The organism is Microbacterium lacus (assembly GCF_002812805.1).
GTDB classification, from domain to species: Bacteria; Actinomycetota; Actinomycetes; order Actinomycetales; family Microbacteriaceae; genus Microbacterium; species Microbacterium lacus_A.
The window spans coordinates 363,462-389,673 of the sequence record NZ_NMUM01000030.1; the positions used below are offsets into that span (position 1 = coordinate 363,462).

The following is a 26,212-nucleotide window of genomic DNA, read 5'->3' on the forward strand; positions in this document are numbered from 1 at the left end:
CGACCCCGATCGTATCCAGCCCGAGCCATTCATCGACGCACCGCCGAAAAAACATCTTGCCTGGCGGTCGGTGCCGGCGATACAGTGACGCAACTTCGTATACGAAGTGACCCGAATATTGCACCTGCAGAGTCGCTCGTGAGAATCACATCGCGTCGCCGCCTGCCCTTCACACACACCAACAGCAAGGACGACACCATGAGCACGTCACTCAGAGCGGCCGCACTCGTAGCGGTCAGCGCCATCGCGCTGACCGGCTGCGTCAGTACGGCTGCGCCATCCACCGACAACAGCACGGCGACCTCGGACACCATCCTCCTCGGCGCCGTGATGGCCGAGACAGGCTTCATGTCCCCGTTCGACACCCCGGCGTTGAACTCACTCCGCATCGCGATCGATGAGCTCAACGGAGCCGGCGGAATCGACGGCACCCCCGTCGAGCTGCGGGTGATCGACACGGGTTCGGATCTCGAGAAGTACGCGCCGTCCGCACAGACCCTCATCGATGCCGGCGCGAAGGCGATCATCGTGACCTGCGACTACGACATCTCAAGCCCGGCGGCGCTCGTGGCGGAGCAGGCCGGAGTTCTGAACGTCTCCCCCTGTGTCGGCGACACGATCTACGGCCCCCGGGGCGGACTGGACATCGGGTTCTCGTTGGGCAACGCCACACCCGGAGAAGCCAGCGTGATGGCGGAGTTCGCTGACAGCAAGAGCTGGACGAACGCCGTCTTCCTGACCGACACATCGCTGAAGTACACCCAGAGCCAGTGCGCCATCGCGCGCGAGCGGTTCCTCGAGCTGGGCGGCACCGAGATCGCGGGCTACGACTACGTCCAGGGCGAGAACATCAGCGAGGCCGTCTCGAGCATCGCCGCCGGCCCGGCCCCCGACGTGATCTTCAACTGCGGCTATAGCCCGGGCGGCGCACAGGTCGCGAAAGACCTGCGCGACGGCGGCATCGCGGCCCCGATCGTCTCGGGCTTCGGCATGGACGGAACATTCTGGCTCGACTCCATCCCGGGCCTGACGGACTACTACGTGGTGACCTTCGCTTCCACCGCCGGAGACGACCCCGACCCCGCGGTCAACGATCTCGCGACGGTCTACGAGCAGACCTACGGCGCACGCCCCACCGTGGGGAGCTTCGTGACCGGTCCTTCCACGCTCGACGCCATCGTCACGGCGCACGAGGTCGCTCAGAGCTGGGACGGAAAAGCGCTCGCGGACGCGTTCCTGACTTTCGACGGCCTCGAGTTGCTGGCTGGCCCGACGACCTTCACGCCGGAACTCCACGTGAACGTCGACCGCCCCCAGCGCGTCCTGGTGGTCGAAGACGGCGCCCTGAAGTTCGTCGAGCGACGCGCACCCGAGAAGGTCATCCTCGGTGACTGATCGTCTCGCCCCTGGAGCAGGCCGCGGAGGCGGCCTGCTCCAGGGGCATGGGATCACACGCTCATACCGCGGGGTGAAGGCGCTCCAGAACGTCACGATCGATGTCCCACTCGGGCGAGTCACGGGCCTGATCGGAGCCAACGGTGCCGGCAAGTCGACTCTCGTCAACATCCTGAGCGGGTACGACCGTCCGAACGGCGGCGGGGTCTTCATCGACGGCGGCGAGCTGCCCCGCGAGAGCGCCGAGCGGCGCACTCGCCGAGGTATCGCCCGCACGTTCCAACACGGTCACCTCTACCCGCGGCTGACCGTCCTCGAGAACGTGACGGTCGCCGCCCTGGCCTGTGGACTCTCGCGACGAGAGGGACGCTCACTCGCGCTGGCACTCCTCGCGGAACTGCAGCTCGAAGAATGGGCGATGCATGACGCCGACCACCTGCCGCACGGGGTGGAACGACGTCTCGGCGTGGCCAGGGCGCTGGCGACACGACCGAACTGGGTGCTTTTCGACGAACCCGCGGCCGGACTGAACGATGGCGAGGCCGAGCACTTCAGGGACACGATGCGCGCCCTCGCGACTCGCGGACTCGGCGTGCTGCTGATCGACCACAACATGCCACTCATCTTCGGAAGCTGTGACCACATCTTCGTCCTCGGCGCCGGACTGAACGTCATGGACGGTTCACCCGACTCGGTGCGCACCGACCCCCGCCTCGCAGCGTCGTACCTGGGCAACGCCGCACAGCAGATCGCCGAAGGAGCCGAGCATGGTGTCGACTGAATCGCCGCGGATCCTTACCGTCTCAGACCTTCGGGTCTCGTATCGCGGCGTGCCCGCCGTGTCGGGCGTGAGCTTCCACATCGATGCCGGCGAGCTCGTCGGGATCATCGGACCCAACGGCGCCGGAAAGTCCTCGACCCTGCTCGGCATCGTCAACGCCGTGCGCTCGGATTCCTCCGAGACCAGCCTCGGCGGCGTCGACCTACGTCGCATGCCACCCGAGCGCGTGGCGCGAACAGGACTGGCCCTCGTGCCCGAGGGACACCACATCTTCGGGCGACTCTCGGTGCGCGACAATCTGCGTCTCGGCTCCACGGCCCGGCGCGATCCCCGCGGCCTGGAAGAAGACCTGAAATGGGTGATCGAGCTGTTTCCCATCCTCGATGAGTTCGCGAATCGCCCCGCGGGGCTCCTCTCCGGCGGTCAACAGCAGCAGCTCGCGATCGGCCGCGCCCTGTTGGCGAACCCGATTCTCCTCGCACTCGACGAACCCTCTCTCGGACTGTCACCGACCGTCGTCGACACAGTCTTCGCAGCCATCGCGCGCATCCGCGAGCGCGGCACGGCGGTGCTCCTCGTCGAACAGCGAGCACAGCAAACGGTCGCGGCCGCCGATCGCACGTATGTGTTGAACGACGGGCGGATCGTGATGGACCTGGCTCCCGCCGACGCGGCCGACTCCGCCCTCCTGATGAAGGCCTACCTGGGATCATGATGCCCCTCCTGCAATCACTTTTCGACGCCGTCTCCGCGGGAGCCGTCTACGCGCTCGCGGCCCTCGCCATCGGACTGGTCTTCGGCGTGCTGCGACTGGCGAACTTCGCCATCGGCGAGATCATCACCGGGTCGGCCTACGCTCTGATCCTCATCTGGCCCTTCTCGTGGCCGCTGGCGCTGGTCGCCTCGGTGGTCGTCGCCGTCGCACTATCTCTCCTGATGGATGCTGCCGTTTTCCGGTGGATGCGCTCACAGTCGCCGGCGACGCTCCTCATCGCGAGTTTCGGCCTGAGCATCCTGCTGCAGCGGACATATGACGGCATCTTCGGCACGAACGTCCGAACGGCATCCGTCGCTCCAGCCCTGACCACCTCGGTGACGATCGGCGGTCTGCGGATCAACCTGCTGGCGGTCGTCGCCGTCGTTCTGGCCGTCTGCCTGCTGGTGGGGGTGGGGCTCTTCCTGTCGCAGACGCGCGTCGGGCTGCAGGTGCAGGCCGCAGCAGCCGATTTCCGGATCGCGCGCATCCTCGGCATCCGATCCGGGGTCGTCATCTCCCTCACCTTCGTCATCAGCGGGGTACTCGCCGCCGCCGTTGCCTTCGTCCTGACCGCGCGATCCGGTGCCGTCGACCCGACTTTCGGCGTCCAGGCCACGCTGTTCGGTCTCATCGGCGCCGTCATCGGCGGCCTGAACCGCCTCGGTGGCGCGGTCGTCGGTGGGTTCGCCGTGGGCTTCGTTCTCTCACTCTTCACCGCCTGGCTCCCGGGCGGGCTCAACGATTTCCGGACGGCGTTCGTATATCTGCTCGTCATCGTCGTGCTCGTGATCGTCCCGAACGGCGTCTTCGCCGGCCGTACTCTCAAGGAGCGCGCATGACCATCGCCCAACCTGCTCGTAGCTGGATGCCCCGCTGGGTCGTGCCGTCCCCCGCCGTGGATCTGTGGACACTCGTCGTGCCCCTCGTCGTCGTCTGGTTGTTCTCCGCGTTCGCGAGCTCCGTCTCGCAGTCGGCCGCGATCGACCTGAGCTACGCCCTGGCAAACCTGATGATCGTCGTGGGAATGTGGACGTTCATCGGCAACAGCGGCGTTCTCTCCTTCGGCCACATCGCTTTCGTCGCCGTCGGCGCCTGGACGATGTCGCTCCTGACGATCAGCCCCGTGGTCAAGGCGTCCGTCATGCCCGAGCTCTTCCCCTGGCTCTCGGGTGCTGCGGTAGCGCCGCTCATCGCCCTGGTGATCGCGGCAGCGGTCGGCGGACTGCTGGCCCTCGTGAGCGGTCTCGCTCTCATGCGACTGCACGGGCTGGAGGCGGGCATCGCCACGTTCGCCCTCCTCGGCCTCGTCGTCCAGGTGCTCACGTACTGGAGCAGTGTGGGGCCGAAGTCAGGTCAGTCCATGACAGGCATCCCCCAGAGCTTCGACCTGCAGACGACGCTGTTGATCACCCTCGTCGTCATCACGATCGCCTGGACGTACGGAAAATCACGGAGCGCACGGATGCTTCGCGCATCTCGCGAGAGCGTGGTGGCCGCACCCGGGTCCGGCATCCGCATCACCCTGCATCGCGTTGTCGCGTTTGCCCTCTCGGGCGCACTGGCAGCCATCGGCGGAGCCGTGTGGGCACAGACGAACCGGGTCGTTCAGGCATCCCAGTTCTCATTGGATTTCACGTTCACCACGATGGCGATGCTGGTGATCGGAGGCATGCTCTCACTCTGGGGAGCCGTGGTCGGAACACTTCTGATCTCCACCCTCGATCACGTTCTCGGCCTGCTCGAGGGCGGTCTGCACATGGGGGGCGTCATCGTGTCGCTGCCCGCCGGCAGCCGCCTCATCGTGGTGGCCGCCGTCCTGGTCGTCGTGCTGATCCTGCGCCCGTCCGGCATCACCGGCGGCCGGGAAGCTCGCTGGCCGCTCCGGCCTCAAAACCCCTTCGCATCGTCTCTCCCAGGAGTGAAATGACTGTCGACCCGCCCATCCTGATCGCCGCACTGCTCAGGAGCATCGCCTCGAGCCGACTGGAACTCGTCGACCTGACGAGCACCCTCCGCGGATCCACGCCGATCATGACGCTGCCCGACCCGTTTGCGAGTCAGAGCGGCTTCGTCCTCGAGCAGCTGAGCCGGTACGACGAGCACGGGCCCGGCTGGTATCACAACAACATCCACACCGGCGAGCACTCCGGGACACACCTCGATGCTCCGATCCACTGGCTCAGCGGCAAAGAGGGCCGGGATGTCGCGAGCATCCCCCTCGATCGCCTGATCGGTCCGGCCTGTGTGATCGACGTGCGAGAACAGGTCGACGCCGATCCCGACTTCCTGCTCCAGCGGCATCATGTCGAAGAGTGGGAGGCACGGCACGGGCAGTTGCAACCCGGCAGCTGGCTGCTGTTGCGTACCGGATGGGACCGATACTCCGACGACCAGGAGGCTTTCGTGAACGCCGACGAGAACGGACCGCACAGCCCCGGCGTCTCGGGCGAGTGCGCGCTGTGGCTCGCAGAAGAACGCCCCATCTCGGGTTTCGGTGCCGACACTCTCGGTATCGACGCCGGTCGCGCGGGTGAGTTCGACCCGCCGTTTCCCATGCACAACCACCTGCTCGGCCACGACAAGTACGGGATCACCTCGCTTCAGAACCTGAGCAGGCTGCCCGAGACCGGGGCACTGTTGATCGTCGCACCATTGCGCATCGAAGGCGGCAGCGGCAGCCCCGCACGCGTGATCGCGCTCACCGCGGCCGACTCGGCGTAGTCGGTTCCCGACCGATTCAGCTCCCCACCCACCACACAGCCGGCTCGCACACTCCAGCATCCCTACGAGCTCGCGGATCACGATATTGAGGAGAAGTCATGGGCATGTTCGCACATAGGGCGATCGAGACGGTCGACGAAGCTCAGCGCAGGGCCAAGAAGTTGTTGCCCCACGATGTCTACACCGCGCTCGAGGCCGGCAGTGACGGCGGCGCGACGATGAAAGAGAATCTGCGCGCTTTCGAAGAGATCGGCATGATCCCCCGCATCGGCGCCGCGATCCCGACGCGCCTCGACCTGTCGGCGACATTCATGGGGCAGCCGATCGACCTGCCGGTGGTGATCGCGCCCGCCGCGGCGCAGGCGATGCACCCCGACGCCGAGATCGGCGTCGCACGGGCAGCGCAGCGCGCCGGCACCGCGATCGGTCTGAGCAACTTCGCGTCCGTCGCGATAGAGGAGGTGACGCGTGAGAATTCGAAGTCGTTCGCACACGTGTACTGGTCGGGCGGGCGCGACGTCGTCGCGGACCGCATAGAACGCTTCCGGCAGGCCGGGGTCAAGGGCCTGATCTTCACGCTCGATCTGTCCGGCGGACGTGTCGCCTACCAGCCTCGCGACTGGGGCTCGCCGGTCTACCCGGACCGCCTGAACTTCGCTGCTCTCCTCAGGTACGCGCCGATGGCGATCGGCAACCCGTCCTGGTTCCTGCGCTACGCGAAGCGTCGCGTCATCCCGGGATTGAATGCTCCGAACATGAGCCGACGCGGAGGTCCGGTTCCGACCCTGGTCGGCGGCCTCTACGAATGGATGGACACGGCCATCCCCACGTGGGAGGACGTCGCCTGGCTCCGTGAGCTGTGGGGCGGCCCGTTCATGGTGAAGGGTCTGGTGGCGGCCGACGATGCGCGACGAGCGGTCGATGCGGGCGCGACGGCCGTCGGGGTCTCCAACCACGGCGGCAACAACCTCGACACGACTCCTTCGCCTCTGCGGTTCCTTCCCTCGGTCGTCCGCGCGGTCGGCGATCAGGTGGAGGTCACATTGGACAGCGGCGTCCGTCGGGGCACCGATGTGCTGAAGGCGCTCGCGCTCGGTGCATCAAGCGTGATGATCGGACGGCCGTGGTTCTACGGCCTCGCCGCCGACGGGGAACGCGGTGTATATGAGGTCCTCGAAACGTTCCGCGGCACGATCGAGCGAGCGCTCGTCGGGTTGGGCAAGTCCTCGATCCGCGATGTCACCGTCGACGATCTGGTGATTCCAAACGGGTTCATCCTCGACCCGGCACCGGAGTCCGCACGCGCGAGCCGCGCTGTCGCGCAGGAGAAGTAGCGGCGCTCGCGGCAGCGCGGTCGTCCGCGGATGCCGAGCTTCGCGTCCGACTTCGCAATCAGCGATCTGGTTCGCGCGTCGTAGCGTTGGGCCGAGGTCGGGGTCGGCGATTCCTGTCGCCCTCGAGGTCGCTCGGGCTCGAGAGCGTGCCGCGGATCGCGGTCGCCGCGGCGACGAGAGGAGACACCAGGTGCGTGCGTCCGCCCGTGCCCTGACGTCCTTCGAAGTTGCGGTTGCTGGTCGAGGCGCACCGCTCCCCCGGAGCGAGCTGGTCCGGGTTCATGCCCAGGCACATGGAGCAGCCCGCGAACCGCCACTCGGCGCCGAAGTCCGTGATGATCTTGTCGAGCCCCTCAGCCTCGGCCTCGAGCCGCACCCGCGCCGAGCCCGGCACCACCATCACCCGCACCCCGTCGGCCTTCTTGCGCCCCCGGATGATCGAGGCGAAGGCGCGCAGGTCTTCAATTCGACTGTTCGTGCACGAGCCCATGAAAACCGCATCAACCGCGACATCCTTCATCGGCGTCCCCGCCTTCAAGTCCATGTACTCCAGCGCACGCTCGGCCGCGGCCCGCTCGTTAGGGTCTGCGAAGTCGGACGGAGTCGGCACGACGTCGTTCAGCGATACACCCTGACCCGGGTTCGTTCCCCAGGTGACGAACGGTTCGAGCTCGTTCGCGTCGAGGAATACCTCGGCGTCGTAGACCGCGCCCTCATCGGACGGGAGGGTGCGCCAGTAGGCCACCGCATCCTCCCAATCCTGACCCTGCGGGGCGTGCGGCTTGCCCTTGACATACGCGAACGTGGTCTCGTCGGGCGCGATCATGCCGGCGCGGGCGCCCCCCTCGATCGACATGTTGCACATCGTCATGCGGCCCTCCATCGAGAGGGAGCGGATGGCGCTGCCGCGGTATTCGAGCGCGTAGCCCTGCCCGCCGTTCGCACCGATCTTCGCGATGATCGCCAGGATGATGTCTTTTGCCGTCACGCCGGGCTTCAACTCGCCCTCGACCGTGATCGCCATGGTCTTGAAGGGCTTGAGCGGCAGCGTCTGCGTCGCCATGACGTGCTCGATCTCGCTGGTACCGATACCAAATGCCATTGCACCGAACGCCCCGTGCGTGCTCGTGTGCGAGTCACCGCAGACGACCGTGATACCCGGCATCGTGAGGCCGAGCTGCGGGCCCACGACGTGCACGATCCCCTGCTCCGTGTCGCCGAGCGAGTGCAGACGCACACCGAACTCCTCCGCGTTGCGCCGCAACGTATCGATCTGGGTCCGGCTCGTCAGATCCGCGATCGGCTTGTCGATCGCCAACGTCGGCGTGTTGTGATCCTCCGTCGCGATCGTCAGATCCAAGCGCCGCAACGGCCGACCCTCAGCACGCAGACCATCGAACGCCTGAGGGCTCGTCACCTCATGCACCAGGTGCAGGTCGATGTAGATCAGGTCCGGCTCACCGTCATCACCCTTGACCACGACATGGTCATCCCAGACCTTCTCGGCCAGGGTGCGCGGTCCGCGCGACATCGCTCCAGAGAGATCTTCGGACACAGGAATCCTCTCGGTTATGTGGCTCGCGAAGGGCCTTGTCCGTACAAGGCCGGGCGCTCACGCATCTTCACCACCGTCGGCGAGCCGGTCCGCAAAGCCTCGATGCACGCATCCGTCGCGGCGGCGGCGGCGTACCCATCCCAGGCGTTCGGTCCCGTGACGACACCGTGCAGTGCATCCTCTGCCCAGGCGGTAAGTTCGCGACGATACGCATCCCCGAACCGCACCGTGAAGTCCTTCTCACGGACCCCGCTCGTCCGGAAGTCCAGACTGACCGCGGTCACCGGTGCGTTGGTCAAACGCGCCACGCCCTGACGTCCCACGACATCGCAGCCGATCTCGTATCCGTAACCGGCGCGCAAGAAGACCTCGGCGTACACCATGGCGCCGCGCTCCGTGCGGAAGGAGAAGAACTGCGGGTCCAGCCACTCATCGAGACCGGAACGACCTCCCGTTCCCGTGACGCTGACCTCGGCGATCTCGTCGTCAGCGAGCCAGCGGGTCGTATCTACTTCGTGCACGACGGCTTCGGTCGTGTGCATCGCCGAGGTGAAGTACTCCGGAACGTCCGCCGCGCGGTGGACGTACTGCAGCGCGACGATTTCGCCGAGGTCGCCTGTCTCTACAGCGGCTTTCAACTCGACGAAGGCCGTATCGAAGCGGCGCATGAACCCGACCTGCACGAACCGCCGGCCCGCCGCGATCTCCGCATCGATGATCAGCTCGCAGTCCGCACCCGTGAGCGCGAGCGGCTTCTCGCAGAAGACCGGTTTGCGATGTTCGATACAGGCCAGCACCAACGACAGATGCGACGCGGCGCTCGAGGCAATGGCGACGGCATCCACATCGTCGGATGCGATCAGCTCTTCCGCGCTTCGCGCGACCCGTACGTCTCCGGGTAGGCCTTCGGCGATCGCGTGAGCCCGGTCGAGGTCAAAGTCGGAGACGGCTACCAGCTCCCCCAGGGCGACCGAACGGGCGATCGTCGCCACCTGTTCGGACCCCACCATACCGAGGCCGATTACACCGATGCGGAGTCTGTTCATGTGTTCCTCGTTTCCGTGACCTGTCACAATGTGGACCACCCTTCCGGGCGGCTGTTGTCGAACTACTCGACGCCGGGTGTCTCAGCCCACGGTCGGCGGTGCCGCCGCCGCAGGTGGGCTGGACGCCTCCGGCCCGTCACCGTCCCCCGTCGCGCGCGCCCGCGGCCGCAATACCTGGAACTCGTTCGACCCGAACAGCCCCTGCGGTCGGAGCGCAAGGACCACGATCAGACCGATTCCGAGCGTCAGCGCCCCGAACTCCGGCATGCGCGGCAGCTGCAACCCGAACAGGAACAGCCCGCTCTCTACCTGACGCGCCAGCTCCTGCCAGATCGCGACGATAGCCGCACCGACGATCGCTCCACTGATGCTGCGCACCCCGCCGATCACGGCCATGATCACGACGACGATCGCCGGGTCGATGCTGAAAGTCGTCGGCGAGAATGCCGTCAGGTAGTGCGCCCACACCGCCCCCGAGGCTCCGGAGAGGAGGCCTCCCAACAGGAGAGCCGGCATACGCACCCGAGTAGGCGAGAGTCCGGAGGACTCCGCGGCAACGGCGTCGTCGCGCCCTCCGCGAGCCTCCAGGCCCCACCGCGAGAACTTGAATGCCGTGCCGATGAGGGTGATCGCGACCACGGTGAGCCCGGCGACCGGGATCGTCGTGTCGTAAGGCACCCCCGGAAAGACCATTGCCCCGCGCGTGATCGCCGGCGTCTCGCGCAAGAGATCGGAAACGATGAACATGAGCCCCAGGCTGACGACCGCGGCGGCAAGTCCCGATACCCGCACGAGCACCGGCCCCGCGATCGCCGCGACCACGGCGCCCGCGAGTCCACCCATGAGCACGCTGACCCCGAAGCTCACCTCGACACCCGCGAGCCACTCGGGCAGATCGGGCAGAAGACTTGTCCGCGACGCCACGGGGACGGTCAGAACCCCGGAGACATAGGCGCCGACGGCGACGAAAGCGAACTGGCCGAAGAAGATCAGGCCCGTGTTGCCCATGATCACCTGCAACGAGACCGTCAGGCAGACGAAGACCAGACCCGAGACCACGATGGCCTCGAAAGTGCCGCCGGTGGCGGCGTCGATCGCAAACGCGATTGCCACCACGACGAGTGAGATTGCCGTCGGCCCGCCGACCGCGCTGGCGTATCCCCGCGAGGTCTGCACCCTGTCGGGGAAGAACATTCGTGATCTGCTCATTTCGTGGGCACCACCTTGCGTTGAAGGAGTCCGTCCGGTCGCAGCAGCAAAACCGCGATCAGCAGGGTGTACGTGAGGGCGCGCGTGAGGCCCTGAACGTCACTGGGCAGATATGCGGCCATGAACGAGTCCACGAGTCCGAGCAGCAGCCCGCCCAGCACGGCGCCGCCGATGTTGCGCAGCCCCCCGAGGACGAGCGCAACGAATGCAACCATCGTGATCTCGAGGCCAGACCGGGGGGTGACGCTGCCAGCCTTTGCGTACCAGAGGAAGGATGCGATGCAGGCCAGTACGCCCGCGATCACGAGAGCCGTGGTGACGACACGTCGGGTGCGCACGCCGACCAGGGCGGCGGTCGACATACTCTGTGCCGTCGCGCGCATCTTCAGGCCCAGATCTGTCGCGCGCAGGAGGATGAGAACCCCGCCAAGTGCAACCAGCGCGACGCTCAGGCTCGTCAGGCTCGCGGCGCTGATTCTCAGATCGCCGAGGACTATCACTCCGCCGAACCAATCCGGGGCAGGGTAAAGCCGCGGTGCGTCACCGAAGAACAGGACCGCGGCCGCCTGCAGCACGAGTCCGAAAGCGAGCGACTTCAGCATGAGGACCTCGCTTCCGGCCGGACTGCCAACGAGGAACGTCAGCCGCCCTCCAACCACCGCGATCACCACGACGATGGCCGTCGCGATCAGGAGCGCCGGCAGGAGGGGTATGGCTGCCGTGAGGCTTACCGTGATCGATGCGGCCCACATGACGAGCCAGCCATGCGCGAAGTTCGGGAAGGACATGACCGCGCTCACGACGGCAACACCGACCGCGAGGACGGCATACACCCCGCCCTGGGAGAGACCGTCGAACACGGCCTGTAAGAACTGAATCACTCTGCCATCGCCTCCTCGCCAAGGAGCGCGGCGGTGAGAACCCGTTCGTCCTGGAGCATCTCCGCTCCCCCAGACATGACGATCTCACCGCCGCGCATGACAACGACGTGGTCGGCCAAGTCCACGAGCCGCAGAGGTGACTCCTCGATGACCAGGAGCGACACACCGTTCTCTGTGAGCGCACCGAGGATCTCGTACACCGAATCCACGATTGCTGGCGCAAGACCCATCGACGGCTCGTCCACAATCAACACCTGCGGCGCGGCCGCGAGAGCGCGCCCGATCGCGACGATCTGCTGTTGGCCGCCCGAAAGCGAACCCGCCCGGCTGTTACGAAACGCCGCGAGCGCAGGGATCAGCTCGAATACGTCCTCCACGGCAGCCTTGCGAGCCGAAGCGGGACGCGTGAGCGCGCCCATGCGGACGTTCTCGGCGGCCGAAAGGCTCGGGAACACCTCGCGTCCCTGCGGGCAGAGCACGATTCCGAGCCGACAGCGTTCCTGGACGGGCATCTTCGTGATGTCCGCCCCCTGGAAGGTAACTTTTCCCGAAGACGGGATGACTCTCCCCGCCACAGCGGATGCGAGTGTCGTTTTTCCCGCGCCGTTCACGCCCGTCAGCGCGGTGACCTGTCCGGCGCCGAGAGTCAGGCTCACGCCGTGGAGAACGGTGTCTCCCGATCCGTAGCCGGCAATCAGATCCGTTGCTTCAAGCACTGGCATGTCGCTCTCCCAGATAGCACTCCAGCACTTGCGCGTCCTTGAACGCTGCGGCCGGGGTTCCGTCGAAAATCAATTGGCCCTGGCGAAGAACGAGCACCCGCGAGCAGACCCGCGCGATGAGGGCCATGTCGTGGTCGACCACCAGAGTTCCGACCCCGCGCGACGTAAGATCCGCGATAATCCCGGGCAGTCGCTGCCGTTCGGACAGGTCAAGACCGGCCCCGGGCTCATCCAGCAGGACGTACCGAGGCTCGCCGTTGAGGACCCTGGCGAGTTCGACCCGACGTCGGTGACCCCAAGAGAGGTCACCGACGCGGGCGTCCACGTCGTGCTCGAGGCCGAAAGTGCGGGCGATGTCCTGGACGATCGCTTCCGAGCCTCGGCGCCAGCCACCGGCCAGCCGGGCAGACATGGCGATGTTCTCGCGAACGGTCAGATCCTCGAACAACCGGAGGTTCTGAAAGTTCCGGGCCAGCCCCGCTTGCGCCCGCGCCCGCATCGAGAACCTCGTGACGTCCTTGCCCTCAAAGGCGATCGATCCTTCTGTGGCGTGTAGCAAGCCGGACAGGCAGTTCACGAAGGTGCTCTTGCCGGACCCGTTGGGACCGATCAGGCCGGTGCAGACGCCCTGCGCGAGATCGATCGAGACGCCCGACAGGGCCTTGAGCCGCCCGAACGACATCCCCACTCCCCGCGCCGAGACGACCGCGTGGGCGTCAGCGGACAACGTCGATCACTCCCCGTCAGTGAGGTTGTACGAGCCAACCTGCTCGAAAGCACCCTCCGGCGTGAATCCCACGACGACGTTGCTGCCGAGGATGTGGCCGTCCTTCCACTCGTAGACCGTGCGCATCGGCAGTTCGACGTCTTTCTGAGCGAACAGGGCCTTCTCGATGGCCGCTCCGTCCGTGGAGTTCGCGGTCTTGATCGCGTCGAACAGTGCCCACATCGACCAGTACGACTCGACGGCCTGGTGGTTCTCCGGGTAGGTGCCCGTCTTCTCCTTGTACTTCTCGACGTACGCCTGAGCAGCTTCGCTGACGTCCTCGCCTTCGGTGTAGGCGCCGGCGGTGTAGAAGACATTGTCCGTGTGACCGTCCAGCGCGTCGACGATGTTGCGCGTCGCCCACGTCGCGTTACCCACCACGGGGGTCTCGACTCCAGCCTTTCGAAGCTGGGCGATCATCGTTGGTGCGTCGGGGTACTGGGTGGCGAGCAGGATCATCGGGTTGTCGGCTTCGCCGACCGAGCGCTTGATATCGCTGATGACCGCCGAGAAGTCGGTCTGACCCGACTTGAGGACCGAGCTGCCCAGGTCGTCCATATCGTCCCCCGCATCTTCGCGGAAGAGACGCTCGACGATGGTGAAGTACGGATAGGCGTCGTTGGTGACGTAGTAGACCGAGTCGTACCCCTGCTCCTTCGCGAATGCCGCCGCGGTCTTGCCGTTGAGGCTCGCCATGCTCCCGCCGGTGGCGAAGAGCGCTCCGACGCCCGGCGCGTAGTCATCTTCGGAACTCCCCGCCATGCTGAAGATTCCCTCTTTCTGGGCGACCAACGCAGCCGGCGTGCCGAGGCCCCCTTGGTTGGGCGGAAGGAGCACCTCGGCGCCTGCGGCGATCAACTCGCTGGCGACCTGCCTGCCGACGGCGGGGTCGGATTTGGTGTCCTGTGTGACGAGCTCGATTTCGCAGCCGTTGATTCCGCCCTCGGCGTTGATCTGTTCGACGGCGAGCTCTTCGGCGTTCGAGCCAGCCGTGTCGTAGAACGCGAACCCCCCGCTGAGCGCCTTGGCAGAGCCGAGCGTGATCGTGCCGTCTGCGCACAGTTCGCCCGAGGCGTCGGGCGCGGCGTTGTTGCCGCCGGAACCTCCGCTGCAGCCGGCGAGGTGTCGAACTCCAGCTGCAGGGTGAGCTCACCCTCGAGCATGTAGGCATACTCGGACCCCGGGTGGCGCATCAGTTTGCCTTCGAGCGAGCTGGAGGCGCCCGGCTGATAGGTCACGAGCAGGGCGTCCACGTCATCCTGGCGGCCCATCGCGAGCCGCTCCCAACGCACCCCGTTCTCCATTTCCCGCCCGGCGAACGACGATGCTCCTGGACGGTTCGCTCGACGCCGCCATCATCCGCGGCGAGATCAGGAGCGACGCCCTGTGGACGTCTCATGTGTGGGACGAGAGGATCGTGGCCGCCCTCCCCGACCACCACCCGTTGGCCGAACGTGCCTTCGCCACCCTCCCCGAGCTAGCCGCGACCCCCGTCGCGATCGTCGAGAGGTCCGCCAACCCGGCCTTGCACGACCTGCTGAACGCAGCGTTGGCCGGCTCGGGTCGTGTCCTCACCCCCGGCATCCCCTTCTCGGGAATCGAATCGACGTTCGCCGAACTCGCCACGAGCCGAACGCCGATGTGGACCCCCGTTTTCGAGGGATACGAGGCGGAGCACTCCTACGAAGGTATGGTGACGCTTCCCGTCGAGCCCGCGCTCTACCTGCCGTCATTCCTCGCGGTGGGACCCCACATCACACGCCCGCTGCGGCAGTTGTACGTGGATGCGTGCCGCAGCGCGGGTACTCAGGGCTGAGCCGGGCTCACGCGACCCAGATGGTCTTCAGATTGCAGAACTCCCGAATACCTTCGACCGAGAGTTCACGCCCGAAGCCCGAGCGCTTGATGCCACCGAAAGGCAGCTCCGGGTAGGAGATCGTCATGCCGTTGACGAACACCGCGCCGCTTTCTAGACCGCGCTCCGCGCGGGCGATCTCGTCGGCATCTGTGCTCCAGAACGCCGACCCGAGCCCGAACGGGCTGTCGTTGGCGACCGACAGTGCCTCGTCAAGGGATGCCACCTTGTACATCGAGGCCACGGGGCCGAAGGCTTCTTCCTCGTACAGGCGCATGTCTGTGGTGATGTCCGCGATGACCGTCGGGGTGTAATACCAGCCCCCGGCGACATCATTCCGGCGCCCGCCCGTGACGACCGATGCCCCCTTGACTCGAGCGTCCTCCACGAGCTCCTCGAGCTCACGCAGCCCCGACTCCGTCGCGAGGGGTCCGATCTCGGTCAGATCATCGGCAGGGTCACCGATGACGAGCGCCGCCATGCGCTCGGCGAAGAGCGCCGAGAACTGGTCATATACGTCTTCGTGGATGATGAAGCGCTTGGCGTTGATACACGCTTGGCCGTTGTTGCTCGTCCGGGCCCTGACCGCGGTCTCGACCGCGGCATCGAGCCGTGCGGATGGCATGACGATGAACGGGTCGGAACCGCCGAGTTCGAGCACGGCCTTCTTCAGCACGCTTCCCGCCGCCGCACCCACGGAGCGACCCGCAGCCTCGGAGCCAGTCAGCGTGACGGCAGCGATGCGCGGATCGCGGATGACCGCCTCGACTCGTCGAGCCGCGATGAGGAGCGTCGAGAACGCGCCCTGCGGGAAGTCGGCGCGCGCGAAGAGCTCGCCTATGTAGACGGCGACCTGGGGAACGTTGGACGCGTGCTTGAGCAAGCCTGCGTTTCCCGCCATCAGGGCGGGGGCCGCGAAGCGCACGACCTGCCAGACCGGATAGTTCCAGGGCATGACGGCGAGCACAACACCCATCGGCTCGAAGCTCGTGCGCGCGGACGACGCAGAAACCGCGGCCGGGTCGTCGAGCTCCCGGCCCGTCAAGAACTTCTCCGCGTTGTCCGCGTAGAAGCGCATCGCATAGGCGGACTTCGCGACCTCGGCACGAGCCTGCGCAATCGGCTTGCCCATCTCGGCGGTGATGACGGCCGCGACCTCGTCCGCCTCCGACTCGAGGAGGTCCGCGGCGGCACGCATCCGCTCTGCGCGACCCGCGAAACCGAGCTCGGCGAGCAGGGGAACCGCGGCGGATGCTGCCGCGATGCGACTCTCGACAAACTCGTCCGAGTCCTCTTCGAACGCGGCGAGTTCGGCGCCCGACGACGGATTGATACTGCGAATGACAGCCATGGTCTCCTGGTTTCTGGGACGGACGGATCAGATGAGGATCGTGAGCGGATTCTCGATCCGACGTTGGAACGCGGCGAGCCACGTGGCAGCGACGGCACCGTCCAGAACCCGGTGGTCGGCCGACAGTGTCACGGTCATGACCTGGCCCACGCCGAGCTGGCCCGCGTCGTCCACGACGGGCACCGCCCGGGCGGCGCCCACCGCGAGGATTCCGGACTGGGGCGGATTGAGGATCGCCGAGAACTCGCTCGTTCCGAACATTCCGAGGTTCGACACCGAGAAGCTGCCCCCCTCGAGTTCGTTCTGCTTCAGGCGGCCCTCTCGTGCGCGACCGGCCATCTCGGCGACGGTTGCGCTGACCTGGCTGAGGGACTGGGTCTCGACGCCCCGCAGGACGGGGGTCGTCAGCCCACCCTCGGTTGCGACGGCGACCGAGATGTCGACCGACGAGAAGTGACGGATGCTGTCACCGTTCCAGATCGCGTTGGCCTCGGGAACCTCGACCAGGGCCGCGGCGACGGCCTTCAGCACGAAGTCGTTCACCGAGATCTTGCGCGGCGCGCTCTCATTAACCGTCCGGCGCAGCTCGAGCAGCGCATCGACGCGACAGTCGGCCACGAGGTAGAAGTGTGGCACCGTCGACTTGCTCTCGGTCAGGCGCCGGGCGATCGCCTTGCGCATGCGATCGAGGGGAACGTCGACGAAGGACGCGCCCGCGGTGGATGCGGATGCGGCGGGAGTCGGTGTGGTGGCCGGAGCCGCCGTCGGCTGCGCTGCGGGCGCTGCGGCGGGTGCTGCGGCGGGTGCCGTCACGGGTGCTGCAGCGAGGTGGCGTTCGAGATCGCGGCGGACGATACGTCCGTGCGGCCCGCTCCCCCTCACATCCGTGATCTCGACGCCTGCATCGGCGGCAAGGCGGCGCACGAGGGGGCTGGCGAACAGGCGACGGCCCGAGTCAGGTGCTGTCGCGTCACTCGGGTCCACGGGCGTCGGTGTCGGCGCCTCGGCTGCCTGAGCAGCCGTCGCGTCGTTCTCTTCCACCGGGGCGGCCGCCTGTGCGGCGGGCTCGGGTTCGGGTTCGGCGGAAGCGGCAGCTCCGGCAGTGACGCCCGCCGCGGCGAGCGCGAGCGCGATGGCAGTCTCGCCCTCGCCGTCGGCCAGCAGCACGATGATCGGCTCGCCCACCAACACGCTGTCGCCCTCGGCGACGAGGACACGACCGACCGTGCCGGCCTGTTCGGCAGAGAACTCCACGATCGCCTTGTCGGTTTCGATCTCGGCCAGCGGCTGGCCCACCGTGACGGAACTTCCCGCCGAGACGAGCCAGGTCTGGATCGCGGCCTCGGTCGCGCCGGCCAACACCTCCGGCATCCGGATGACGTCAGCCATGATCAGCCTCCCAATCCTGCGCGCACGGCCTCGAGACCGGCGACGACCTCGGGCGTGCGGGCGATCGCGGCCCGCTCGAGAACCTTCGAAATGCTCGGGGAAGCCTCTTGCCCGGTGACGCGGGCGATCGGCTGATCAAGCCAGTCGAAGAACCGACGCTGGATCTCGTCCGAGAGCCACGCGCCGTACGACGTGCCCTGCGCGCCCTGCTCGACGATGAGCACCGCGTTCGTCTTCTTGATGCTGTTGCCGATCGTGTCCCAGTCGATCGAGGCACGGTCGAGCCAGCGCAGGTCGATGAGCTCGGCATCCACGCCGGTCTGCTCGATCGCCTCGGCGGCGTCGTGGACCATCGACAGGTAGCTGATGACCGTGACGTCGCGGCCCTCGCGCACGATGGCCGCGCTTCCCGGGGGAATGATGTAGTCGAGGTCGCCGACGGGCACCTGGTCTGCCCGTCCGTACAGATCGACGTGCTCGATCACGAGCACCGGGTCTTCGAGGGCGAGGGCGGCGTTCATCAGACCGACGTAGTCCGTCGCGTTCGATGCGGCGACGATGCGCCAGCCGGGGCTGGTGGCGAAGATGCCCGCCGGATCCATCAGGTGCTGCGACCCGTAGCCGGAGCCGATCGCGACCTTGGTGCGCAGGACGAGCGGGACGGGGTTGTCTCCGCCGAACATGTGGCGCGCCTTGCCGATCTGGTTGAACACCTGGTCGGCCGCCACCCACATGAAGTCGGGGTACATGAACTCGACGACCGGTCGGAAGCGACCGTCGAGCGCGAGGCCCGCGGCGAGGCCGGTGAACGCGTTCTCGCTGATGGGCGTGCCCAGGACGCGCTCGTCGCCGTAGCGCTTCGCCAGGCCCTTGGTCGCGCCGTTGGTGCCGCCGTTCAGGCGGTGGACGTCTTCGCCCATCACCACGATCCGCGGGTCGACATCCATGCGGCGATCCATCACCTGGGCCACCGCGTCGACGAACTTCAGCGCGCGGGTCTCTCCAACCGCGCCGAGGGTCGTCAGGCTGGCAAGCTCCTGGCCGTCGCCCCGGACGCCCACGTTGACGAAGCTCGTCTCGGGCCACAGCTCGGGCTTGATGCGGCGTTTGCCGGCGTTGTCCGGGTCGGGCTGCAGCAGCTCACCGACGGCGTCGGACATCGCGGACTGGACGCGGGTGCGCAGGTCCGCCACCTGTGCATCGTCGATCAGCCCGCGCTCACGCATCCGTTTCGCCACCAGCTCGAGAGGATCGCGCGCACGCCATGTCGCCTCTTCGTCCTTGGTGCGGTAGCCGAACGCGCTGCCCGGGTAGGGACCGTTCTGATGGAAGAACCGATACACCTCGGCCTCGATGACCGTCGGGCCACCGCCCGAGCGCATTACGGCGGCCGCCTCTTGCGTCGCCAGGTAGACGGCGAGGGGGTCCATGCCGTCGACGCGCCACGAGGGGATACCGAATCCCTGCCCACGCACCGAGAAGCGCGTGTCGGCCGTAATCTCGTCAGCGCGCGTCGACACGGCGTAGAGGTTGTTCTCGATAAAGAACGACACGGGGAGCTTCCAGGCCGCGGCGAGATTCATCGACTCGAGCACGGACCCGATCTGCGCGGCGCCGTCGCCGAGATAGTTGATGGTGAGGTCTGACGTGCCGCTGTGCTTCTGGGCCCAGGCGTTGCCGGTTGCCATGGGCGCTCCGCCGCCGACGATGGCGTTCGTTCCGAGCGCACCTGCCTCGAACCACTGCAGGTGCATGGATCCGCCGCGACCGCGGCAGTATCCCTGCGCGAGGCCGAGGATCTCGGCGAGCGTGCGTTGCAGCACCTCTTGGATCACGTCGTTGACCGGCTCGGCGGGATCGATCACACCGCCCGAGACGTGGGTCAGCGCCTTGGCCAGGAACTGGTGATGACCTCGGTGCGAGCCGTTCACGCCATCCGCGGAGCGCAGCCCGACGATGGACCCGACCGCGCCGCCCTCTTGGCCGATGCTGGAGTGCGCCGGGCCATGCACCAAGCCTTCGCCCGCCAGCTCGAGCACGGTCTCTTCGAACGCGCGGATCAGATGCATCTGCGCGAGCATCGTGCCGAGCAGGGCCGGGCCAGCGGCATCCCAGTCGGCCTGGGTCGTCGTGAGCTCGTACCAGTCCACACCGGTTTGTAGGCGCTTCTTCTTCGGCATCCTCGCCTCAACTCCCTCGAACGACCCGGGACATCCCCGACCTGTGCAGGTTAGAGGAGGATTTGATCCAATGCAAGCACAAGAAGCAGCCATATCCTCAAAATCGCGGACAGTTCCTTGCTATCGGATACAATTCGACGATGGGCGGGGATGTGAAGATGATGACACGGAGGTCCTGATGAGCGTTGGCAACGGCATACCCGGCCTGCGGGGAACGGATCACATCGGCTTCACCGTGCCCGACCTCGATGAGGCGCACGCGTTCCTCGTCGATGTGCTCGGCTGCGATGAGATCTATCGGCTCGGCGCCAAACGGTCGAGCGACGACGACTGGATGCTCACGCATCTCGGCGTCCACCCCCGCACCGTCATCAGCGAGATCCGCTTCTACCGCCTCGGTCACGGGGCGAACTTCGAGGTCTTCCTCTACGAACCGGCCGACGGGCAGAATCCGCAACCGCGCAACAGTGATATCGGCGGGTTCCACATCGCCCTCTACGTCGACGACCTCGACGTGGCGGTCGAGTATCTTCGCAGTAAGGGGGTCGACGTCATGGGGAATCCCACCGCGAGCAAGCAGTCCGCCGAAGGGCAGCGCTGGATCTATTTCCGCAGCCCCTGGGGCCTCCAGTTCGAACTCGTGAGCTTCCCCGCGGGTAAGGCATACGAAAACTCGTCCGCACGCCTGCTCTGGCATCCGGCATACCCGCAACTATGAGGACCGAGAAAGATGCCCGCCGCATGAGCCACGGCGCAACCGGCGCAGCCATCGCCGACAGTCTGCGCGAGAGGATCCTCGCTGGCGCCTACGTGCCCGGCGAGAGACTGCGACCCGACGAAATCGCCGAAGAACACGGCGCAAGTCGCCTGCCGGTGCGCGAGGCTCTCCGCACGCTCGAAGCCGAGGGGTTGATCGACCTCGTCGCGAACACGGGAGCATGGATCTCGCGCATCACGATGGCGGAGTGCGAAGAGATGTATCAGATGCGAGAACGCCTCGAGCCGCTTCTTCTGCGCATGAACGTCCCCCACATCACGTCCGCGCTGGGCGACGACCTCGAGGCCCTCGCGCGCTCCATGGAGCAATCCACCGATGTCGAGAGGTTCCTTCAGCTCGACCGCGACTTCCACCTGTCAAGCCTGAAAGCGATCGAGACACCCGTCCTCGGCCCGACGGTCATGAACCTCTGGAATCGAACGCAGCACTACCGGCGGGCCGCGACGCGCCTGTTCTACCTCGAGGAGGACCGCAGCGTCCACCACGACCATCACCTCATCGTCAACGCGATCCGCAACGGTGACGCCGACGAAGCCGAACAGGTCCTCGCTCGACACATCCGCCGCAGCCGGCTCGAACTCTCGCGGCACCCCGAAGTATTCGGCTGAGCATGGCGACGGGCGGGCGTCGGCGACGTCGGTCCGTCACACGTTCGAACTTCGCAACCGCGGGTGCATCGTGCCCGGCTCACACGGCGACCGCCGAGGCGCGGCTCAGCTGCATCAACTGCTCCAGCGCCTCCGGCGGGAAGGCGCCGCCGGTGAAGGCGAGGAACTGCCGCATCGGCATGGACTCCACCATCTTCAGCTCGTCCGGGTTCTTCTCGGAGTGCTTGCGCTGTTCGTCGGTCATCCCCGCGCTCAGCCCCTGCATCAGAACGGGACCGACGACGGGATGCGCGAACCACTCGCCCACCGCCGACTCGAGGGTCAGCGGACGGACGCGGATGTCTCCGGCCAACGTGATCGTCTGTTCTGCAACGATGCGCGAGACGTCCTCGCCGATCTGGATCGCGTAGTCGCCCGCGGGCACGACCCATCCGGCCGACTCGATGTCCCAGTACGCGAACGCTCGCCGATCGAGAGCGAACTCGACCGTGCGGGACTCGCCCGGCTCGAGCCGGACCTTCGTGAACGCGCGGAGTTCGCGGGCCGCCCGGCGCACCGGACCGGCCGTGGTCGATACATAGAGCTGAACGACGTGCTTGCCCGCCACAGCGCCCGTGTTCGTGACCGTGACCGTCACGGCGGCGGTGTCCGACCCTGTGGTCTCGACCCGCAGGTCGCCGGTCTCGAACGTGGTGTAGCTGAGCCCGTACCCGAACGGGTAACGCACCGGCTGGGCCGCGGTCTCGTAGTGGCGGTACCCGACCATCACGCCCTCGCCGTAGCGCACGTGACCCTGCTCGCCCGGGAAGTTGTTCCAGCTCGGGTTGTCCTGCAGACGCAGCGGGATGGTTTCCGCGAGGTGCCCCGACGGATTCACGACGCCGAAGAGCACGTCGGCGATAGCCGACCCGCCCGCCTGACCGAGTAACCAACCCTCCACGATCGCGTCGACCTCGTCGTGCCACCCCTCGAGCGATACGACGCCCCCGTTGGAGAGCACGACGACCGTGCGCTCGGCGACGGCCGCGACCTCGCGAATCACGGCGATCTGCGCACCCGGCAACGAGAGCGTCGTCCGGTCGAAACCCTCGGACTCTTCGCGGTCGCTGAGCCCGGCGAACACGATCGCGACGCCCGCGCCCGAGGCGACCGAGACCGCTTCCCGGCGGTGCTGCTCGGCGCCCTCCGCGTCGGCCAGGACGAAGCCCGGAGCGTATTCCACACCGATCCCCCGGGCACCGGCGTGCTCGCGGATGCTGTCGAGAGCGGCGTCCGTTCGCGTCGCGTTGATGTGGGAGCTTCCGCCTCCCTGGAATCGCGGTTCGACCGCAAAAGCACCGACAACAGCGATGCGGGAGGGCGCCCCGAGCGGGAGTGTGGCCTGCTCGTTCTTCAGCAGGACGATGGAGTCCGCGGCGAGCGTCCGGGCGAGGGCGTGGTGCCCCTCGACATCCAGCTCGCCGCTCGCCGTGTGCGGCAGGCGCGCGAGCTGGACGACGCGGCGAACGGCCTCGTCCAACACGCTCTCATCCAGCCGTCCGCTCCGCACCGCGTCGACGATCTGCTGATCGGTCGATCCGCCACTGCCGGGCATCTCCAGGTCCATACCGGCCGCGACTGCCGCCACGCGATCGCTCACGGCGCCCCAGTCCGAGACGACCGCGCCCGCGAAGCCCCACTCGGTACGCAGGACGTCTGTGAGCAGCCACGGATTCTGCGACGCATAAACGCCGTTGATCTTGTTGTACGAGGCCATCACGGTGGCCGGTTGAGCCTCGGTGACGACACGCTCGAAAGCGGGCAGGTATATCTCCCGCAGCGTCCGCTCGTCGACGTCGGAGCTGATCCGCATCCGCTCGTGCTCCTGATTGTTGGCGGCGAAGTGCTTCACGGATGCCCCGGGACCGACCTCTTGCATGGCCGCCACGTGAGCCGCGCCCAGCACGCCCGAGAGCAGCGGGTCTTCGGAGTAGTACTCGAAGTTCCGGCCGCACAGGGGGGACCGCTTGATGTTGACGCCGGGGCCCAGGACGACGGAAACGCCGAAAGCCAGCGCCTCTCGGCCGACGGCAGCGCCCACCTGGCGCGCGATCTCGGGATCCCAGCTCGAGCCGACGGCGACGGCCGGCGGAAAACAGGTCGACGGCTCGGCGGCGTTGATGCCCAGGTGGTCGGACCCGCCGGTCTGACGACGGATGCCGTGGGGTCCGTCCGTCAGCACGATGGACGGGATGCCCGCCTCGGGGATCTCCTTCGTGCTCCAGAAGTCGCGCCCGGAGAGAAGCGCTGCCTTCTGCTCGAGGGTCAGGGAGGTGAGGTCGGGATTCATGAGGCCGCTCCGGTCTGCGTGAGGGATCGTTCGAGTTCCGCCCGGAGGGCGTCGGAGGCACCGGGGATGTACTCGAGCAGCGTCGCGATCGTCATCGCGGCCGCCTCCGGCGCCTTGGCGTCCAGGGGAACCCCCGGAAAGTGGGTGCCGAAGACGTCGGTGAATCGCCGCCATGCCGCGGGGTCATCGGAAACCTCGCGCAGGGTCGAGTCGAGGCTGAGGGCGACCGGGGCGGGCCCATCCGGCAGCGCGTACGTCCACGAGTGCTCCCCCGCATCCGTCACCTCCGCCGTGAGTCCCTCGGGGTGCAGCGGCAGGACGACCTCAGCCGACGTGCCGCGCGGGATCTCGACCGTGACCCGCGCCGAGCCGGAGTCCACCGCCCACTCGACGCGCACCGGGCCGTGCACCGTGTCGTGGCGCAGCGACGCCGAGGTCAGGTCGCCGCCGGGCCGAGGGGCGATCCGCATGCGGCGGTACCCGGGTTCGAGCAGGGTCAGCCCCCCGATGGTGCGATGCATCCAGTCCACGACCGCGCCGAGCGCGTAGTGGTTCAGGGAGGTCATGCCCGACGGGTTGATGGTGCCGTCGGGACGCACCGAGTCCCACCGCTCCCAGATCGTGGTCGCGCCCATCGTGACCGGGTACAGGAACGACGGGCATCCCGTCTCGAGCAGCATCAGGTACGCCGCGTCGAGGTGCCCCGTCGACGAGAGGGCGTCGGTGACGAGCGGGGTTCCCGCGAAGCCCGTCGAGATCCGGTAGGCGGCCTGCGCGACGATCTCGGCCAGCCGGTCACCGGCGTGCTTTTTCTGAGCATCGTCGAGGATGTCGAAGACGATCGCGAGCGCGTAGGCGGTTGCCGTCTCGTTGACGACGCGGCCGCGGGCGGTGACGTACTCGTCGAGGAATGCCCGCCGAACACGTTCGGAGAGCCGCTCGAACTCGTCGGCATCGTCGGATCGATCCAGGATGCGTGCGGTCTCGGTCATCTCGCGGGTCGTCCGGCAGAGGTAGGCGGCGGCGACGAGGTGCCGGTCGGTCTTCCCGCCGGCCGGATTGTTCTCGGGCGCGTCCGGGTCGAGCCAGTCCCCGAACTGGAAGCCCCCGCTCCAGAGGCCGTTCGCATCGAGCGACGCGGCGACCTGACGGATGAACGTGGTCATCGACGCGTACGCATGGGCGAGGATCTGCTCGTCGCCGTACTCGCGGTACAGGGCCCACGGCAGGCTGACCGCGACATCGCTCCAGAGCGCGGTCGGCGAGGACGGCGTCGAGAGGACGTCGGGCACGACCCAGGGCACGAATCCCTTCTCGCGCTGTTCCGCGGCGAGGTCCTGCAGCCACGACCCGAGCACCCCACGCACGTCGTACAGGAAGGCGGCAGACGGGGTGAAGGCGTTGATGTCCCCCGTCCAGCCGAGGCGCTCGTCCCGCTGCGGACAGTCCGTGGGAACGCCCACGAAGTTTCCGCGCATCGACCAGACCGCGTTGGAGTGCAGCTTGTTCAGCAACGGATTCGAGGTCTCGAGCCATCCGGTGCGCGTCATATCGGAGTGGATGACGACGGCCTGGAAATCGTCGGGCGTGGGGACGCCCGGCCATCCCTCGACCTCCACGTAGCGGAATCCGTGGAACGTGAAGCGCGGCTCCCACGTCTCGCGCCCCTCACCGGCGAGCGTGTAGCGGTCGGTCGCCCGCGCGGTCCGGATCGTCTCGTAGTCGGGCTCACCGCCCGTCATCACCTCGGCGTGGCGGAGCGTGATCTCGGTACCGGCCGGGCCCTCGACCGAGATGCGCACCCAACCCGAGACGTTCTGCCCGAAGTCGACGACGGTGCGGCCGGCGGGCGTGCTCAGAATCTCGACGGGAACGAGCGCGTCGATGCGGCGGATCGGCGGAGCGGATGCCTCGAACAGCGTGTCTGCCGACCAGTCGAACGACTCCACGTCGCCCCAGGCGGAGTCGTCGAAGCCGAAGGTGTCCCACCCGGTCGGCTCGACCCGGGCGTCGTAGGTTTCGCCGTCGTAGATGCTGTTGACCCCGACGCCCCCGGTGCCCGCCCGAAAGGCGGTGTCGGTCGCGATCACGTCGACCGAACCGTCGGCGTACTCGAGCTCGAGGTGCAGCCATGCTGCCGGGCGGTCCGCGAAGTGATTGCGCACACCGTCCCAGCCGAGTCGGCCCAGCGCCCAGCCTTCGCCGAGCACCGCGCCGAGGGCATTGCCGCCGACGACGATGCCCCCGGTCACATCGTGCGTGCTGACCGCGAGCCGGTGACGGTACGACGTCCACCCGGGCGCGAGGACCTCGGCACCGACCACCTCGCCGTTCAGGTGCGGTTCGATGAGGCCGAGCGCCGTCACCCGCAGAGTCGCGCGAACGGGCTGCTCGGCGACCGCGAACTCGCGGCGCAGGTACGCGGCGGGTTCGCCGCTCGCCCCCGTCGAGGTGACGGGGGTGATGAACGCGGCGGACGGGGCGATGGGCACGATGAAACTCCTCGGAGAGCGGATGTTCGGGGTGCTGATCGTCGACCGATGGACCGGCCGGCC

At 67.2% G+C, this 26,212-nt stretch carries 22 protein-coding genes; 10 read left to right on the forward strand and 12 right to left on the reverse strand.

The window, feature by feature from the left end:
• Positions 1–198 precede the first annotated feature (198 nt).
• The 7 genes from CGU34_RS11650 (at position 199) to mftD (ending at position 6,988) form a co-directional block, all read left to right on the forward strand.
• Positions 199–1,395 carry an ABC transporter substrate-binding protein gene (locus tag CGU34_RS11650; protein ID WP_157811296.1) on the forward strand — a complete coding sequence of 399 codons (1,197 nt, stop codon included), beginning with the start codon at positions 199–201 and terminating at the stop codon, positions 1,393–1,395.
• A complete protein-coding gene (locus tag CGU34_RS11655; RefSeq protein ID WP_081766289.1) occupies positions 1,388–2,176 on the forward strand; it encodes an ABC transporter ATP-binding protein in 789 nt (262 codons plus the stop codon). Before CGU34_RS11650 ends, CGU34_RS11655 begins: the two co-directional genes overlap by 8 nt.
• Positions 2,163–2,891, forward strand: a complete 729-nt coding sequence (locus CGU34_RS11660; RefSeq protein WP_036298223.1) for an ABC transporter ATP-binding protein — start codon at positions 2,163–2,165, stop codon at positions 2,889–2,891. Before CGU34_RS11655 ends, CGU34_RS11660 begins: the two co-directional genes overlap by 14 nt.
• A complete protein-coding gene (locus CGU34_RS11665) occupies positions 2,891–3,772 on the forward strand; it encodes a branched-chain amino acid ABC transporter permease (RefSeq protein ID WP_157811297.1) in 882 nt (293 codons plus the stop codon). Before CGU34_RS11660 ends, CGU34_RS11665 begins: the two co-directional genes overlap by 1 nt.
• On the forward strand, positions 3,769–4,860 hold the full coding sequence (locus tag CGU34_RS11670) for a branched-chain amino acid ABC transporter permease (protein ID WP_100814176.1): 1,092 nt from the start codon (positions 3,769–3,771) through the stop codon (positions 4,858–4,860). The genes CGU34_RS11665 and CGU34_RS11670 overlap by 4 nt, the downstream gene beginning before the upstream one ends.
• On the forward strand, positions 4,857–5,654 hold the full coding sequence (locus tag CGU34_RS11675) for a cyclase family protein (protein ID WP_036298219.1): 798 nt from the start codon (positions 4,857–4,859) through the stop codon (positions 5,652–5,654). The genes CGU34_RS11670 and CGU34_RS11675 overlap by 4 nt, the downstream gene beginning before the upstream one ends.
• Positions 5,655–5,752: 98 nt before the next feature.
• The gene (gene mftD, locus CGU34_RS11680) at positions 5,753–6,988 is read left to right on the forward strand and encodes a pre-mycofactocin synthase MftD (protein WP_232711654.1); all 1,236 of its coding nucleotides are present in this window, start codon (positions 5,753–5,755) and stop codon (positions 6,986–6,988) included.
• A gap of 58 nt (positions 6,989–7,046) precedes the next feature.
• Here the strand turns inward: mftD and leuC are convergent, their stop codons facing one another.
• From leuC to CGU34_RS11715, 7 genes are all read right to left on the reverse strand, one after another.
• Positions 7,047–8,519: a 3-isopropylmalate dehydratase large subunit gene (gene leuC / locus CGU34_RS11685; protein ID WP_100814245.1), complete on the reverse strand. Its 1,473-nt coding sequence runs from the start codon at positions 8,517–8,519 to the stop codon at positions 7,047–7,049.
• Between the two features lie 38 nt (positions 8,520–8,557).
• Positions 8,558–9,589, reverse strand: coding sequence for a Gfo/Idh/MocA family oxidoreductase (locus tag CGU34_RS11690; RefSeq protein WP_100810107.1), 1,032 nt, complete (start codon positions 9,587–9,589; stop codon positions 8,558–8,560).
• Between the two features lie 81 nt (positions 9,590–9,670).
• Positions 9,671–10,798 (reverse strand): branched-chain amino acid ABC transporter permease, encoded by a 1,128-nt coding sequence (locus CGU34_RS11695; protein ID WP_081766287.1) that lies wholly within the window; start codon positions 10,796–10,798, stop codon positions 9,671–9,673.
• A complete protein-coding gene (locus tag CGU34_RS11700) occupies positions 10,795–11,679 on the reverse strand; it encodes a branched-chain amino acid ABC transporter permease (protein WP_036298214.1) in 885 nt (294 codons plus the stop codon). The genes CGU34_RS11695 and CGU34_RS11700 overlap by 4 nt, the downstream gene beginning before the upstream one ends.
• Positions 11,676–12,401: an ABC transporter ATP-binding protein gene (locus tag CGU34_RS11705; RefSeq protein ID WP_036298212.1), complete on the reverse strand. Its 726-nt coding sequence runs from the start codon at positions 12,399–12,401 to the stop codon at positions 11,676–11,678. Before CGU34_RS11705 ends, CGU34_RS11700 begins: the two co-directional genes overlap by 4 nt.
• On the reverse strand, positions 12,388–13,083 hold the full coding sequence (locus tag CGU34_RS11710) for an ABC transporter ATP-binding protein (RefSeq protein ID WP_036298210.1): 696 nt from the start codon (positions 13,081–13,083) through the stop codon (positions 12,388–12,390). Before CGU34_RS11710 ends, CGU34_RS11705 begins: the two co-directional genes overlap by 14 nt.
• A gap of 51 nt (positions 13,084–13,134) precedes the next feature.
• Positions 13,135–14,229 carry an ABC transporter substrate-binding protein gene (locus CGU34_RS11715; protein ID WP_100810048.1) on the reverse strand — a complete coding sequence of 365 codons (1,095 nt, stop codon included), beginning with the start codon at positions 14,227–14,229 and terminating at the stop codon, positions 13,135–13,137.
• Positions 14,230–14,491: 262 nt separating this feature from the next.
• On the opposite strand from CGU34_RS11715, the gene CGU34_RS11720 reads away from it, so the two are divergent.
• Entirely contained in the window at positions 14,492–14,983 is a 492-nt protein-coding gene (locus tag CGU34_RS11720) for a LysR substrate-binding domain-containing protein (RefSeq protein WP_100810047.1), read from the forward strand.
• A gap of 7 nt (positions 14,984–14,990) precedes the next feature.
• On the opposite strand, the gene CGU34_RS11725 is transcribed toward CGU34_RS11720, so the two are convergent.
• The 3 genes from CGU34_RS11725 to CGU34_RS11735 are packed head-to-tail and all read right to left on the reverse strand — an operon-like array spanning position 14,991 to position 19,942.
• Complete coding sequence (locus CGU34_RS11725) at positions 14,991–16,373, reverse strand: aldehyde dehydrogenase family protein (protein WP_036301794.1); 1,383 nt, start codon at positions 16,371–16,373, stop codon at positions 14,991–14,993.
• A gap of 27 nt (positions 16,374–16,400) precedes the next feature.
• Entirely contained in the window at positions 16,401–17,762 is a 1,362-nt protein-coding gene (locus CGU34_RS11730; protein ID WP_100814177.1) for a dihydrolipoamide acetyltransferase family protein, read from the reverse strand.
• A gap of 2 nt (positions 17,763–17,764) precedes the next feature.
• On the reverse strand, positions 17,765–19,942 hold the full coding sequence (locus CGU34_RS11735) for an alpha-ketoacid dehydrogenase subunit alpha/beta (protein ID WP_036301784.1): 2,178 nt from the start codon (positions 19,940–19,942) through the stop codon (positions 17,765–17,767).
• Between the two features lie 178 nt (positions 19,943–20,120).
• On the opposite strand from CGU34_RS11735, the gene CGU34_RS11740 reads away from it, so the two are divergent.
• Together CGU34_RS11740 and CGU34_RS11745 are read left to right on the forward strand one after the other, a co-directional pair.
• Positions 20,121–20,660 carry a VOC family protein gene (locus CGU34_RS11740; RefSeq protein ID WP_036301782.1) on the forward strand — a complete coding sequence of 180 codons (540 nt, stop codon included), beginning with the start codon at positions 20,121–20,123 and terminating at the stop codon, positions 20,658–20,660.
• Between the two features lie 23 nt (positions 20,661–20,683).
• On the forward strand, positions 20,684–21,328 hold the full coding sequence (locus CGU34_RS11745; RefSeq protein WP_036301780.1) for a GntR family transcriptional regulator: 645 nt from the start codon (positions 20,684–20,686) through the stop codon (positions 21,326–21,328).
• A gap of 79 nt (positions 21,329–21,407) precedes the next feature.
• Here the strand turns inward: CGU34_RS11745 and CGU34_RS11750 are convergent, their stop codons facing one another.
• Together CGU34_RS11750 and CGU34_RS11755 are read right to left on the reverse strand one after the other, a co-directional pair.
• Complete coding sequence (locus CGU34_RS11750) at positions 21,408–23,657, reverse strand: glycoside hydrolase family 3 C-terminal domain-containing protein (RefSeq protein WP_036301779.1); 2,250 nt, start codon at positions 23,655–23,657, stop codon at positions 21,408–21,410.
• Positions 23,654–26,149, reverse strand: coding sequence for an alpha-L-rhamnosidase (locus tag CGU34_RS11755; RefSeq protein ID WP_036301777.1), 2,496 nt, complete (start codon positions 26,147–26,149; stop codon positions 23,654–23,656). The genes CGU34_RS11750 and CGU34_RS11755 overlap by 4 nt, the downstream gene beginning before the upstream one ends.
• Positions 26,150–26,212 lie beyond the last annotated feature (63 nt).